Source organism: Aliivibrio sp. SR45-2 (assembly GCF_963890165.1).
Taxonomy (GTDB): Bacteria; Pseudomonadota; Gammaproteobacteria; order Enterobacterales; family Vibrionaceae; genus Aliivibrio; species Aliivibrio salmonicida.
In genome coordinates this window covers 90,289-104,831 of sequence record NZ_CAWPRC010000205.1, presented here as the reverse complement: position 1 = coordinate 104,831, position 14,543 = coordinate 90,289, and the positions used below count along the sequence as shown (strand labels likewise).

Genomic DNA, 14,543 nt, shown 5'->3' with positions numbered 1-14,543 from the left:
CTCAAATTTCACAGACTACATTAACAAAAAAGGCTCAAACCTAAGTCTGAGCCTTTTAATATAAATAGGTAATTACTGAATTATTACAGTAATTCAACCGACTGCTGAGCAATAAAGAATTCTTCGTTGGTTGGGGTTGGTAAAGTATCGCACCTTAAATATTCCTAATTTTATGATGCTATAAATTTCAGCGTTCAGACATCTAGGTTCAATAAATCACTCTGCAACTTCATCTTGCTGATAAATTGGATGCTTGTATTGATCATTTAATCTTTTGATCTCCATGATTTCCATATCTATAGAAAGTGATTGTAAATTGGTAAGTAACTCCATTTTTTCTTCGAGAGTCGAAGTGTATACAAGGCCTTTATATTGAAGCTTACCTTTTTCTGGGATCGTAAATGACACCACACCATCATTAATTATGTGAAAAACAACACTGCGTTCATCAATGAATATATAGCTCTTATCTACAGTTGACTGGAAATTTGTCATCCCAAATGACATGAGCGTAAAGGCCCCTGCTCCAACAAAAGCCAAAGGACCAAACATAAAGGCAACGATAATACAGACCACAATGCCAACCCAAGCAAAGCCTCGCGCAATTTTATAAGCCACTTCTGGGATCATGTTTTGTTCAGTGTAATGAATCCCCATTGGAGTTAAGTAGTAGCAATAGTCTTTATCGGGTGCAAATAAGTATCTCCCTATAAACACCAACGTCGTTGATAAAATAAAGAGCCCCAAAAAAACAGGTGAGTCTACTGTCAGGTCAGTAACCGACCAAAGAAACAATAGTGGTATCCCTCCCGAAAATATTGACAAAATCCAATAGGCTAAATTAGTGTATTTTTGACCCGCGCCCTGATACTCCCAAGAATAAATTGTATTCGCTTTGTAAAGTTGATCTCTTAGTCGTTTTTTTGTTCATCTGCATTCATTTAGTTCACATCCACATTAATTGTTCTAATAGAAGATTCTTTAAATGCAGGTGATATAACAAGCTCACCTTGGCTATTACCTGAAGCAATATAACCTAACTGTTCATACTCTGATGCTTGCCAGTTAAAAGACATATTAACTAAGATCGTAATGGTATCTCGGATTGTGCCGCCTAAATCTAATAGGTAGATCAATTTCGATTGCTTCATTCTAATCTTGAATGAAAATAGAATGCTTAAACATATCATTTAACTTAGCTAACTCTACGTACTCTATATTTTTTTGGCTATTTTGAATCGCTGTTATAATTTGTTTCTTTTGCTCTAAAGAAGGCACGTAAAAGTCTCGACGACAACAATAACCAGGAGCTGTATAACTGTCTACTCTGAACATAGTATCGTTAAGTAGATTAAATAAAATTGGCCTCTCAGAAAAAAAAACTTCATGCTCTTGTATAGTTGACTGGAAATTTGTCATCCCAAATGACATGAGCGCAAAGGCCCCTGCTCCAACAAAAGCTAAAGGACCAAACATAAAGGCAACGATAATACAGACCACAATACCAACCCAAGCAAAGCCTCTTGCGATTTTATAAGCCACTTCAGGGATCATGTCTTGTTCAGTGTAATGAATGCCCATTGGAGTCAAGTGATAACAACGATGTTTATCTGGAAAAAATAAATACCTCACGACCAGCATTCCAGCTATTGCACAACCTGTAAAAAACCAAAATTCATTACTCCATAAAGGAATACTTTCAACACATATTAGAAATAAAGGTAAAAGCCAACCAATAAAAGCAGCAACTCCCCAAACTACTAATTTATCCTTTAAACTTCCTCCTACATCCTCCCAACTGTAGATAATCTTTGCCTGATATAGCTGTTCTTTTAATTGATCTATTTTTTCTTTAGAACCCATCATTCACCTCAACTTTAATAGTGCGGATGACGTTATCTTTCCGTGCTGGCAATATAACGAGTTCTCCCTTGCTACTACCTGAAGCAATATAGCCCAACATATCATGCTCTGATGCTTGCCAGTTAAAAGGCAGGCTAATGAAGACCGTAGTACTATCTTTGGTTGTACCACCTAAATCTAAACGATAGACTGAATTTCCCGTTTCATCTTTACTCCAAATGCCATTTTGTTCGTTTACCATCACAGCCGTTTTTAATGAAGATGTCACATAACTATATTTATTTTGCGTTGGTGTGCGCGTAACTTGTAAACCAATAGACTTACCTTTTGTGTGCATGGGCAAAGATATCTCTAATTGCCATTGTTGCCCCGCAGCAGAACCGTATATTGCTTTAGAAGGAAGGCTAGAAATTACCTTATTTAGCCTGACCTGAGGCTTATGAATAATCTGCTCCAATCGGGTCAACTCATCAACGGCTTCCCAATGTTTTGCATCTTTCCCCCATGCGGAATGTAATAGCCACTTTTCTAGTTCGGTACGCTTAAAAGCATTGATAATTATAATCGAGATAAGAAAGAGAATAGACCCCACCATAAATGTAGTAAGAATCCAGGGCGCAATAATAGAACCGAGAAGACCAAATGAACGGAAAGTCCACCCTAATCGACTAGAAATTAATGCGGTCAATTGACCTCCAAAGGCAATCGTTTGAATAACGGTAGAGAAACCCTTTAACCCATATCCAAACCGTTCCATCGGTGAATGACTCATATCTTTAAATTTATCATAGCTCTCCCACGTCTCTAATGCTGTCGCGATTAAACCAAATAAAGATACCGCAGCGGTTGTTTTGGCAAAGGTTGCTAAACTTTGTCTAAGTTCGTATGAATGAGTGCTACTTCGTAATGCAATTTTCAGTGATTCTGAAAGCAAAGATTGGTTAGTCGCCATCTTGCCCCAAGCCGCATCCCTCCAAACTGCGGTAACAGCCGATACCGCATAACTCGTCGCATAGGTTGCTTCTCTGACTGCTGGATTGGTCCATAAATCACTCTCTGGATATTGTTCTGCTTTATGGTGGATATTTTGAAGCACTGCTGCCGTATTCCAAAGGTTAAGGATGGCGACAACCCCTCCCATCTTCCCCATTTTATTCCACGATGCTTGAGTAATATCTTTACCTTGCTGCCAACTGCGCTCAATTGCTTCATTGAGCATTTGCTTGGCGGCATTATTGACGGCTTCATACTTGAGCATCACCATCACTGGAAGTTCACTACTCAATAGCTTTTGCATTCTTTGTTGAGCGCTGCGCATGGTTTGTATTTGATGGTTTTTCGGTGTCAGTTGCCCTGATGGTGGCTGACTAATTTGACGGATGATCATCACTTCTGCATTAATCTTTCGCTGCCACGCGGCAAAGTGTGCAGGATAATCTGGGTTATGTATCACAATTGCCTCGGGGTTAACCAAAGCTTCTAATATGACCAACCTTAAATTACTGATCATCCCCTGAGGCGTTGTTGCTGTGTTCATTTGATGTGGAAACAGTAAATTCGCTATCCCTCGCCAACTATCTTTAGCTTGGCCTGTCACTGCATTTTTCAGAGCAATAAAACTTAACTGTACAGGCTCAGCTAGCGCTTTAAACCATTTATTATCTTGAATTCGAATATCATCAGTAAAACCTCCCCAACTCGCTATCGCTCCCGATAATGCCCCCATATCACCTGAACTATTGGTAGAAAGAAGGTGATTACTCAACTCTTCCACATGATCATTAAGCGCTTGTAAATTGTCGTTTGAAAAACCCAATGACGCTAATGAAAACAGTGTTTTTGGAGAATCGAGGGAAAGTGCGCTTTCTAGAGTGGCGTACTCCTTCTCGGTATTCACCGCTTGTTTTATTACCTGTACATATTGGCTAATTAAACTTAGTAAATAAGTGAGGTGTGCTTCATCTTGATTATCAATACCAATGACGAATGGATCCGTTCCTAGCTGCTCAAACGCCTCCATAAAATCTTGATAGAGCATGGCAATGCGCTTGTCTTGATCTTTAAGTTGGGTGTAGTGTTGGGTAAGAAACTCATCTAACTCACTCCAATTAACCTCATCACTGAAGAGAGTATTCTTTTCCCAAGTGGTTTTCTGCTCATCACTGGGCGTAAAATGGTATTTCTCTTTTAGTTCAGAGTGTTTCTCTAACGCTTCTTCTTGAAGTGGGGTAAATGGGGCATTGCCAATGCTTGGGTTTGAATCAAAAGCGGCAGACTCTTTATCTGCCAGAGATTGAATGGCTAGATATTCGGTTAACTGACGCTCAAATTCCAATATCTTCATTGGATCATCGCTAATTTGCTCAGGTAACTCCTCAGGCTTTAACCTTACTCGACCAAGATTACGGGTAATTTCAGCCATTTGCAGTTTATGGATATTATCTTCATCTTTGTGTATTGCACTGCGTAGTGTGATTTCTTCTGCAAGTGGTAAGAATAAATCGGATACATCCGCTAAAGGATCATCAAGCGCAATAAACATCCCACAATCTTGGGCTGGTAAATCGACTCGATAATCTACATCCCAACACCCTGGCTTATCTGCTACATGTTTAAAACTGTCAGTTTGAGCTTCAGTTGAAGCTAATGGTGTGCAAGTCGAATCAAAAATCCCAGCTGGAGCACCATTGACTCCTATATCTGCTGCATAGTGGCCAAGCTTAGAAGAAAGCCCCGCATGAGGGTGAGCTAAGGTCGATTTAAATTGTTTTAAATTAACCTTACGCATCCATACTGAGCAATTAGATTCATGAGAACGCATATACTCACACATTCGCCATGTCCAACGTTGATGGGCAAATGCCATATAGATAGTATTTTTTGCAGGGTACACTAAGCAACTCTTCGTTTCACCTTTGCTACCTCGTTTATTAGCGGGCTTATCGGCTTCATCGCTTGACCAATCAATGTTGGTAAACTCATACCCTTCAATTTGATATTCATGAAACGTTGTATCTGTTTCATCATACACATACAACCAACCATCACGGAGTTGCCTTAACGTATACTGACGCTGCTTAGGCGTAAATCGACCTTTCCATTGCGGGTCAGAGGCTGGGAATGGGTGCATCTGTAGCCCTTGCTCATTCGTATCGTCCAAGGCATAACGCACGGGAATAATACCGATATCACTACGCTGAAAGGGGCACAAGCCAGCAGGACTTTTTGCGTCACGGGTTGATGCGCACATAGCAGCTTTGTTGGCAGTACTCATTTAATATTCTTCCTTATAATGTATTTAGCATTTACTCTGACTGGTGGTTGCTTACAAAAAACCAACAAGTAAGATTTCTTGTAAAATCGAGATGTGAAAACTCTATATAGGTGAGAAATAAGACACAATAAAAACCCCTTTCTTAGGGTTTAAAAATCAAATCGACCCGAGACGGTTCACATTTTAAATGAAAGAGATTGTAGGAAGATAAGTGATTTTTATTTATAAGGTTGGAGATAACTTATCAATAATAAAATCAATAGGATATGAAATTTAACATTGATTATCTGCAAGTGTTTCCTTTGTATGTATATGCAATCACAAATCCCAGAAACAAAAAAAGCGAGCCATCATAACTCGCTTTTCAATATTCTATATTTTAGAAGAAATTACAGAAGCTCAACCGACTGCTGAGCAATAACGAATTCTTCGTTGGTTGGAATCACCATCGCTACTGCGTTTAGCATTTCTGATTTAGCGATGATTCCTGCACTGCCAAAGCGAGCAGCTTCATTGCCTTTTTGATCTTCCACAAACCCTAGAATTTTAAGGTTGTTTAAAATTTCACGACGAATTGGTAACGCATTTTCACCAATACCACCCGTAAAGATAATGCAGTCAAGTGAATCTAAAGCCGCTAGGTATGACGCCACGTATTTTGCTACTCGGTAAGTAAATACTTGGAAAGCAAGAGTTGCGCCTTCGTGGCCTTCTTCCATTGCCTCAAGAATACCACGAGCATCACTTGTTAGGCCAGATACACCTAAGAAACCTGAATTCTTATTTAGAGAATTAAATACTTGATCTTGTGACCAACCTTTCTTCAATAAATATTCAATAATACCTGGGTCTAAATCACCACAACGCGTTCCCATCATTAAACCAGAAAGCGGGGTAAAGCCCATGCTTGTATCTACACTGTTACCATCTTTAATTGCACATACTGATGCGCCATTACCTAGGTGTACAGAAATAACACTTAATTCTTCTACTGGTTTATTCAGCATTTTTGCTGCTTCACGGCTAACGTAATAATGACTTGTGCCGTGGAAACCGTAACGACGTACACCAAAATCAGTGTAAAGCTCTTTAGCAATAGCACCTGTGTATGCGCGCTTTGGCATTGTTTGATGGAAAGCCGTATCAAAGACTGCGAATTGAGGAAGACTTGGGAAAGCTTCAATCGCCGCACGAATACCAATCGCACCTGCTGGGTTATGAAGAGGTGCTAAATCAGATAAACTTTCAATTTCTTTTGTTACTTCTTCATTAATGCGTACTGTTTCTGTGAATTTCTCACCACCATGAACAATACGATGACCGATAGCAACGATACCATCGGTAAAACCAAATTTTTCTGTTAAACCTACCAATTTGCCAATCGCAATCTTATGATGGTTTTCTTCGCCTTCAATGGCTATTTCTGTTTTCTCTCCCTGATACTTCCAGCTCATACGAGCATCTTCAAGACCGAAGCATTCACCAAGGCCACTTAATACTGCATCGCCAGAAACGGAGTCAATAATAGCAAACTTAAGTGAAGAGCTGCCTGAATTGATAACTAATACGTATTCGTTGTTCATCATTATTCTCTTTTTATAAATCGTAGGTTGCACGTATATTCGTGCCCTTTTGTAACTAATACCATTATTCAACTATTTTTTAATGATTCAACTTTTGTTTTGCACCTAATGTGAATTTTTATGAATAACATGTCTTAGATCAATTTTTTAAAACGTATTTTTTATCTATGGAAACCTTATTCTCGATAATAATTTACAAAGTTAATGTTAAGCAGATCGTAGTTAAATGAGCAAAAGCAGGATAAAAGTTGATTTGCTGCTCATATAAATTAGGATGGTGTACTGCCTGTGATTAATCAAATATTATAATAATGAAAATTCTGATTTGCGATGACTCAACCATTGCCCGTAAAGCGCTTGCTAGCAACATTGATCCTTCTCCTAATATAGAGATTTTCTATGCTGAAAATGGAAAGGAAGGATTACAAATATTAAGTCAACATTCTATTGATGTACTTTTTCTTGACCTTACAATGCCAGTAATGGACGGTTTTGAAGTTCTGAGTGCCCTCCCTGTTAATTCTCACCACACAAACATCATTATTGTCTCTGGCGATATCCAAGAAAAAGCTAAGCAACGGTGTTTTAATCTTGGCGCTAAAGGTTTTATTGAAAAGCCGTTTAAAAAAGATGAAATTTCGAGTTTATTTTATGAATACCGTATTCCTTTTTTAGTAAAATCCCCCTATTTATCATCGGTGACACCTGCTATCGATGTGATCGTTAGTATTCAAGAAATCAGTAATATTGCTTTAGGAGTCAGTGCTTCTCTTATTTCTGAACAATTTGATCGTTTTATTGATATGCCTTTACCTAATGTCGCCTCTTTACATCATTCAGAATTAAGAATGGTACTGCAGGATGTTGTTAATAACTCTGAATATCGCGCTATTTCACAGCGTTTTGTAGGTAATGGTATTAATGGAGAAGCATTAGTTTGTCTGCATGGTAATGATTTAACTGAATTAATTACAACAACAAATGAAACAGAAGTGACGACAACCAATGAAGCCATTCTTGATATCTCAAATGTATTAGTTTCTTCTTTCCTTCTGTCTTTCAGTAAACAACTAGACATCAGTATTTCTCTAAGACAACCAATCGTGCTAGATACTGAGCATTTAAAAGTCGCCTTAAAAGATAAGCATTCTTTTTTAGAAGATTATGATAAGGATATTTTCACTATCGAATTTGTGTATTCCGCCGAAAGTTTAGATTTAAAGTGTGATGTGATTTTTCTTATGGATAATGACTCTTTAGATGCCATTAAAACAGTCTTGGAGCATCTAGTATGAATACGAAAAATACAGCAATGAATGACTTTCATTGGGCAATGCAAGTCATTGGAGATTTAGACGCTGGCTTAATCGTATTAGATAAAGAATATCGAGTATGCGCTTGGAATTCTTTTATGCAATCTTACAGTGGCGTCACTGCTGATTCGATTCTTGGTCACGTTATTTTTGACATCATTCCTGATTTGCCAGCCTCTTGGCTTAGAAAAAAAGTAGATGCTTCTTTTAGTCTAAAAACTAGAGGCTTTTCATCTTGGGAAGACCGTCCCTATTTATTCAAATTTAAAAACTTTACCCCTATCTCTAGCGGCTTGACTGAAATGCGTCAAAACATTACTTTCTCACCACTGACTTCGTTAAATGGACTCGCTTCACACGTCAGTTTGGTTATTAATGATGTTACAGACATAGCCAAAAACAAGCTTCACTTACAAGAGTCAAATCAACAACTCTCTAACCTAAGTAAAACAGATGGATTAACAAACCTATTTAATAGGGCTTATTGGGAGTCTTGTTTGAAGAAAGAATTTGAGACGGCACAAGTGTCTGGCGCCGTATCATCAATCGTCATTTTTGACATCGATCACTTCAAGCAAGTAAATGACACTTATGGACACACTGTGGGTGATGACGTCATCCGAAACGCATCAGATCTACTTCGCAAAACATCACGTAACACCGACATTTGTGGTCGTTATGGAGGGGAGGAATTTACCGTTATTCTTCCAGGTACCAATGCAGAACAAGCATTGTATTTCACAGAAAGGCTCCGCAAGCGAATAGAAAAAGCGATTGTAGTTTGTGAAAAGGCAAACGTTAGTTACCAAGTTAGCCTGGGTGTATGTGAATTAGCACCTGAACATACTGATTATTTATCTTGGTTAGAAATGGCCGATAAAGCACTTTATCACTCAAAAGAAAATGGACGAAATAGGTCAACGGTTTATCATCCTGATCTAGCCTAACCCTCAGATTTACCTACCTTACAGACAGAAAAAAGCCTGAGAAATAAACTCAGGCTCTCATTACAAAAAGTAAAGTTGCATCCTGCAACACTTACCCAGCTATGCGTAATGCCAATACTGCGTTGAACACTTTACCAATCGGCGACCAAACCATCATAAAGCTCTTTACGCAAAGGACCCTGCCCATAAAAATGTACGGGTCCGTATTATTATCGTTATCCTTTTACACCACCGGCTGTCAAACCACCTACGAGAAACTTCTGCGCGAGTAAGAAAACCAATGTAATAGGTAATGCTGATAATACTGCAGCGGCCGCAAAATCACCCCATAAGTAGTTCTGAGGGTACAAATATTGTTGCATGCCAACTGCTAATGTGTACGAGTTTACATCAGAAAGTAGTAAAGATGCTACAGGAACCTCCGTTATTACCCCAATAAATGACAAAATAAATACAACCGCTAAGATTGGAACCGACAGTGGCAATAGCACCAAACGGAATGCCTGCCATGGTGTTGCACCATCTAATGCTGCTGCTTCTTCAAGTGAATTATCAATCGTTTCAAAGTATCCCTTAATGGTCCAAACATGAAGCGCGATACCACCAAGATAAGCAAAAATAAGCCCTCCATGAGTATTCAACCCTAAAAACGGTATGTACTGCCCTAACTTATCAAACAATGCATACAACGCGACAAGGGCTAATACCGCGGGGAACATTTGAAAAATCATCATTCCTTTAAGTATAGTTTCTTTTCCTTTAAAACGTAGTCTTGCGAACGCATAAGCACTGGTTGTCGACAATGCAACGATTAATATAGAACTTATACCTGCGATTTTTATTGAATTCCACAACCACGTTAATACAGGAAACGGCGGTTGAGTAGATGATCCATCAGCGTGCTCAACGGCAATGCCTAGTGCCAATTTCCAGTGCTCTAAAGAAGGATTTTCTGGAATAATACTTCCCGTTGCAAAGTTACCTTCACGAAATGAAATAGTAATAACCATAAGCAATGGAAAAATAATCATCGCCAAGAAAATCCACATAGCGACATGCGTTGCCCATACACGATACTTTAAGTTTTTACCTTGGACCATTGGCATAACAATGACTCCTTATTAAATAATTAGTTATTTGATAATTTAGTGAAACGTAGGTTCAATAGCGCTAACCCACCAACCAATAAGAATATAAGTGTTGCAATTGCACTGGCTAAACCAAAGTCTTGACCACCACTGCCTTCAAAAGCAATTCGATAGGTGTAGCTCACTAATAAATCGGTATAACCTGCGGGCTCTGTTGTACCAATCATGTTCGGGCCACCTTTTGTTAATAGCGCAATCATTACGAAGTTATTAAAGTTAAAGGCAAATGCGGCGATTAATAATGGGGTTAATGGCTTCACCATCATGGGTACCGTAATATAAAAGAAATTCTGAATCGGGCCCGCACCATCGATAGCGGAAGCTTCGTATAAATCTTCAGGAATAGACTTTAATAGCCCCATACATAAAATCATCATGTACGGAAATCCTAACCATGTGTTCACGATTAATACCATGACTTTGGCGGTAAATGGGTCAGAGAACCAGTTAGGTTGAATCCCGAACATACTATCAAGCAGCATGTTAATCTCACCAAAACTTTGGTTAAAAAGACCACGGAATATCAAGATTGAAATAAACGCAGGGACCGCATAAGGAAGGATCAATAGTAAACGATATACCGCTCTGCCTTTTAGCGCTTCCCATTGAACAACAGACGCTAATATTAAACCTATCGCTAAAGTAAATACGATGGTCAATGTTGCAAACAGAACCGTCCAGATAAAGATACTGATAAACGGTTCTTTAATGCCATCGTCTTTCCAAATACGTTCAAAGTTTGCTGTCCCAATATTAACAACAAAACCAGGTGAAATAGGATCACCTACGTACTCGCCGTTATCATTAATTTCTTGATAAAAACCAATTTCATGATTCGCTTTGAAATACTGTTCTGTTTTATTGTTAAACAGTGTTTCACCGTCTTCTTGTAAAGTAAATAAAGGTCCAACCGCTGCAAACTTACGCAAGCCACTCATTTTAATTTGCTCACCAGAAGGCAGTGATAATGAGATTAAATTAAGGTAAGGACGCTTAGCAATAATCTGTTTAATCTTTGCTTTTTTACCTCGAATAGACTCAACTGGTGCTAAAGCCAGTGTTCTCTCTGCATCTTGGTTTAGGTCAAACGACTCTGTTGCCAATAATTGCCCTGCATCTTTTATCGTTAACGCATAACCGTTACCTTGATCCATTAAAGTAAAAGGATAACTTTTTCCGCTTTGGAATGTTTTGCTTAAATGCACCGCCTGAGAACGCTCTAGAGAAAGCTGATTTGTTGCACTGTAATTGGTAAACGCCAGTCCAATAGTGTACATCAAAGGGAAAATAATAAAGAGAATCATCCCTGCGATACCAGGGTAAGTATAACGATAAGCGTATGTTTTTTTACTTCCAAATACGTAAACGGCAAGAGATGTTAATACTAACGTTAACATTGCGAATGCAGTTTCGCCACGAGAGTACATAAGTACGCAAACATAACCATTAATCGCAGCGATGGCTGAAAGCAATCCCCACTTAGCCATTAATTTATAGTTTGTTTGCGAAGCAATTGTTGTTGTCATAAGCTTCAAGACCTTTTAAAAATACCAACCTAGTAAATCAACTCATCAGATAAAATAGACTTATTTAGGGGAGTATAACGATGAGAGAATAAAAAGGAGGAAGACAAGTCTCCCTCCATAACTGCTTTATTTAGTCATTCGTTGTTCAGCAGCAGCCAATGCGTCTTTTACCATTTGACGTCCATCAACTACGTTACCAAGCGCTTCTTCCATGCTATACCAGAAAGTAGTGAACTGAGGGATGTTTGGCATCACTTCACCATTCATTGCATTATCCATTGTGGCTGCAATTCTTGGATCATTACCCAGTTGCTCTTGGAATGAATTTAATGCAACTGCGCCCAGTGGCTTATCATCATTGAGTGTTTTTAAGCCTTCATTTGTTAATAAGTAACTTTCGAAAAACTCAACAGCAAGATCTTTATTTGGCGACGCAGAGCTAATGCCTCCAACCCACACACCAACAAACGGCTTTGATACCTGACCATGGAATTTCGGTAATGTAGTAACTCCATAATCGATACCTGCTTTCTCAATGTTTGACCAACCCCAAGGGCCATTAATCATCATAGCGACATTGCCTTTAACAAATTCAGATTCAGCAACCGAGTAATCCATATCAGCTGAAATGACGTTGTCTTGTACCATTTTCTCGATAAAACTCATCGCGCTTTGAACACCAGGTTCATTAACTCCGGCATTCTTTACATCATAACCATCCGCTGTTTTTTTAAATGCATAGCCACCATCAGCCGCAAGCAACGGCCATGTAAAGTAGGCTCCGCCACGTAATGGCCACATGATTGCTTTTTGATTGTTTTTAGAAAGCTCTTTATCCAATGCTGGAATATCTTCCCAATTTTTTGGTGGCGTTTTAATCACGGCTTTATTATAAATTAATGATACTGATTCAATAGCAACAGGATAAGCGATGGTTTTACCTTTATAAGACACCGCGTCCCACGCAAAATCGACAATCTCTGATTTCAATTCTTCAGATGGCTTAATTTCGGCTAAAAGACCCGCCTCAGCAAACCCACCAAAACGGTCATGGGCATAAAAAAGAATATCTGGGCCATCACCTGCTGCGGCTACTTGAGCAAATTTCTCTTCTGCTTTATCTGGAAAAGAAACAGTCACTTTTACGCCAGTGTCTTCTTCAAAGCGTTCACCGATCTGAGCCATACCTTCGTACGCCTTATCACCAGTAACCCAAATCGTTAATTGACCTTCTTCAATTGCAGCAGAAGCATTAATAGAACCAAGAGCTGCCATTGTGCAAATAGCAACAGTGCTGAGGACTTTTTTCATTGTGAATCCTTCCTTTTATAATTAATGAATCATCCGTAGGGTTGAAGTAATAAGGGTGATGACTCAGTTTTCAGAATGTATTTTCGGCAATTAACACCGATTATTCATCCTCCTACTTTCTACGCCTTTACTTATCTTGATAAAAAGCGTGATCTCAATCTTGATTAGGTCAGTATCAGATCACAAAATACCACTGAAGTGGGATAATCCTCACACTGAAAGTTGATAAAACTTTGAAGCTCATCGATTTTATTCAAAAACGTGATCTAGGTACTCCTCCCCCCTACTCCCCCAAAAAAAATCAAAGGGAGGAGGATGACGGCATGGTTCTTTTCCGTAAGAATGGAACCATAAAGCAATTCGAATGAATTATTTAAAATTAGAATAGAGGACAGACACAATGACGAGTGTCACTTTACGCAACGTCTGCAAATCTTATGGCGACGTTAAGATCTCGAAAAATGTTAATTTAACGATTAATTCTGGTGAATTTGTCGTTTTTGTTGGGCCATCAGGTTGTGGTAAATCCACACTATTACGCTGTATTGCAGGTTTAGAAGACATCACTTCTGGCGATCTCTACATGGGTGATAAACGGATGAATGATGTAGAGCCATCTAAGCGTGGTGTCGGCATGGTTTTCCAATCTTATGCTCTTTATCCCCACCTTAATCTATTTGATAATATGTCATTTGGTTTGAAGTTAGCAAAAAAAGACAAAAACGAAATAAAACAAAGAGTTGATCACGCAGCAGATATCCTACAATTAGGGCATTTACTTGAACGTCAGCCTAAAGCATTATCTGGAGGACAACGTCAACGTGTCGCGATTGGACGTACATTAGTGTCCCAACCTGATGTGTTTCTATTGGATGAACCTTTGTCTAACCTTGATGCTGCACTCCGTGTTCAAATGCGTATCGAAATAGCTAAACTGCATAAAAAACTTGGCTCGACGATGATTTATGTAACACACGACCAAGTTGAAGCGATGACAATGGCTGAGAAGATTGTGGTCCTTGATGGCGGTTACGTTTCTCAAGTTGGCGCTCCATTAGAACTTTATCATTACCCAAAAAATCGCTTTGTTGCGGGTTTCATTGGTTCACCAAAAATGAATTTCATTAGTGTTTTCATTGATGATGTAGAAGACGATCAAGTTAAGGTTCAATTTGCAAACGGCTCTTCATTTTGGATCCCAGTAGATGGAAAAAATGTGGTTCGTGGCGAACGAATGTCTCTTGGTATAAGACCTGAACATCTTATTGCAGCAGAAAAAGCAGATGCCATTATTCATGGCGATGTTCTTGTGGTAGAAAAGTTGGGATATGAAACACAAATTTATTTAACCGTTGAGGATGCGGACGCCGATATCATATATCGTGTACCTGATACTGCTCTTGTTAATGCTGGTGATAAATTTACGATTGGGATCCCTGCATATCGTTGTCATTTATTCCATAACGATGGCAAAGCATGCCAAAGACTTTATAAAGAAGCTGGGGCTTAACATAAAAACCTTAGTCAAATTTAACAAGCCCAATAATGCATTGGGCTTTTGTTGTTTATCCAGAGGAA

11 protein-coding genes are annotated in these 14,543 nt (G+C 38.9%); 3 read left to right on the top strand and 8 right to left on the bottom strand.

Annotation, left to right across the window (positions count from 1 at the left end):
* Positions 1-216: 216 nt before the first annotated feature.
* The 5 genes from AACV33_RS19800 to AACV33_RS19780 all read right to left on the bottom strand — a co-directional run bounded on the left by AACV33_RS19800 (position 217) and on the right by AACV33_RS19780 (position 6,720).
* Positions 217-795, bottom strand: a complete 579-nt coding sequence (locus tag AACV33_RS19800) for a hypothetical protein (RefSeq protein ID WP_255458484.1) — start codon at positions 793-795, stop codon at positions 217-219.
* A gap of 146 nt (positions 796-941) precedes the next feature.
* Entirely contained in the window at positions 942-1,151 is a 210-nt protein-coding gene (locus tag AACV33_RS19795; RefSeq protein WP_182699574.1) for a hypothetical protein, read from the bottom strand.
* Between the two features lies 1 nt (position 1,152).
* Positions 1,153-1,866 (bottom strand): hypothetical protein, encoded by a 714-nt coding sequence (locus AACV33_RS19790; protein ID WP_026469810.1) that lies wholly within the window; start codon positions 1,864-1,866, stop codon positions 1,153-1,155.
* Positions 1,853-5,137 carry a T6SS effector BTH_I2691 family protein gene (locus tag AACV33_RS19785; protein ID WP_182699573.1) on the bottom strand — a complete coding sequence of 1,095 codons (3,285 nt, stop codon included), beginning with the start codon at positions 5,135-5,137 and terminating at the stop codon, positions 1,853-1,855. Before AACV33_RS19785 ends, AACV33_RS19790 begins: the two co-directional genes overlap by 14 nt.
* A gap of 389 nt (positions 5,138-5,526) precedes the next feature.
* Positions 5,527-6,720, bottom strand: a complete 1,194-nt coding sequence (locus AACV33_RS19780; protein ID WP_182699576.1) for an acetate/propionate family kinase — start codon at positions 6,718-6,720, stop codon at positions 5,527-5,529.
* A gap of 311 nt (positions 6,721-7,031) precedes the next feature.
* Between AACV33_RS19780 and AACV33_RS19775 the strand changes: the two genes are divergently transcribed.
* Both AACV33_RS19775 and AACV33_RS19770 read left to right on the top strand, forming a co-directional pair.
* Entirely contained in the window at positions 7,032-8,015 is a 984-nt protein-coding gene (locus tag AACV33_RS19775) for a response regulator (RefSeq protein ID WP_023604527.1), read from the top strand.
* Positions 8,012-8,980 (top strand): sensor domain-containing diguanylate cyclase, encoded by a 969-nt coding sequence (locus AACV33_RS19770; RefSeq protein ID WP_017021382.1) that lies wholly within the window; start codon positions 8,012-8,014, stop codon positions 8,978-8,980. Before AACV33_RS19775 ends, AACV33_RS19770 begins: the two co-directional genes overlap by 4 nt.
* Before the next feature lie 215 nt (positions 8,981-9,195).
* Here the strand turns inward: AACV33_RS19770 and malG are convergent, their stop codons facing one another.
* The 3 genes from malG to malE form a co-directional block, all read right to left on the bottom strand.
* Positions 9,196-10,086, bottom strand: a complete 891-nt coding sequence (malG, locus tag AACV33_RS19765; protein WP_012552182.1) for a maltose ABC transporter permease MalG — start codon at positions 10,084-10,086, stop codon at positions 9,196-9,198.
* A gap of 23 nt (positions 10,087-10,109) precedes the next feature.
* Positions 10,110-11,654: a maltose ABC transporter permease MalF gene (gene malF, locus AACV33_RS19760; protein ID WP_182699572.1), complete on the bottom strand. Its 1,545-nt coding sequence runs from the start codon at positions 11,652-11,654 to the stop codon at positions 10,110-10,112.
* 126 nt (positions 11,655-11,780) lie between these two features.
* Complete coding sequence (gene malE, locus AACV33_RS19755; protein ID WP_023604524.1) at positions 11,781-12,965, bottom strand: maltose/maltodextrin ABC transporter substrate-binding protein MalE; 1,185 nt, start codon at positions 12,963-12,965, stop codon at positions 11,781-11,783.
* Between the two features lie 400 nt (positions 12,966-13,365).
* Here malE and malK point away from each other — a divergent pair, with 400 nt between their 5' ends.
* Positions 13,366-14,475, top strand: a complete 1,110-nt coding sequence (gene malK / locus AACV33_RS19750; protein ID WP_182699571.1) for a maltose/maltodextrin ABC transporter ATP-binding protein MalK — start codon at positions 13,366-13,368, stop codon at positions 14,473-14,475.
* The last annotated feature ends 68 nt before the right edge of the window (positions 14,476-14,543 follow it).

Excerpts from the sequence above, each read along its gene's own strand:
- malF (WP_182699572.1), bottom strand. The coding sequence starts at position 11,654 with ATGACAACAACAATTGCTTCGCAAACAAACTATAAATTAATGGCTAAG.
- malE (WP_023604524.1), bottom strand. The coding sequence starts at position 12,965 with ATGAAAAAAGTCCTCAGCACTGTTGCTATTTGCACAATGGCAGCTCTT.
- AACV33_RS19770 (WP_017021382.1), top strand. The coding sequence starts at position 8,012 with ATGAATACGAAAAATACAGCAATGAATGACTTTCATTGGGCAATGCAA.
- AACV33_RS19795 (WP_182699574.1), bottom strand. The coding sequence starts at position 1,151 with ATGAAGCAATCGAAATTGATCTACCTATTAGATTTAGGCGGCACAATC.
- AACV33_RS19790 (WP_026469810.1), bottom strand. The coding sequence starts at position 1,866 with ATGATGGGTTCTAAAGAAAAAATAGATCAATTAAAAGAACAGCTATAT.
- AACV33_RS19785 (WP_182699573.1), bottom strand. The coding sequence starts at position 5,137 with ATGAGTACTGCCAACAAAGCTGCTATGTGCGCATCAACCCGTGACGCA.
- malG (WP_012552182.1), bottom strand. The coding sequence starts at position 10,086 with ATGCCAATGGTCCAAGGTAAAAACTTAAAGTATCGTGTATGGGCAACG.
- AACV33_RS19775 (WP_023604527.1), top strand. The coding sequence starts at position 7,032 with ATGAAAATTCTGATTTGCGATGACTCAACCATTGCCCGTAAAGCGCTT.
- AACV33_RS19780 (WP_182699576.1), bottom strand. The coding sequence starts at position 6,720 with ATGAACAACGAATACGTATTAGTTATCAATTCAGGCAGCTCTTCACTT.
- malK (WP_182699571.1), top strand. The coding sequence starts at position 13,366 with ATGACGAGTGTCACTTTACGCAACGTCTGCAAATCTTATGGCGACGTT.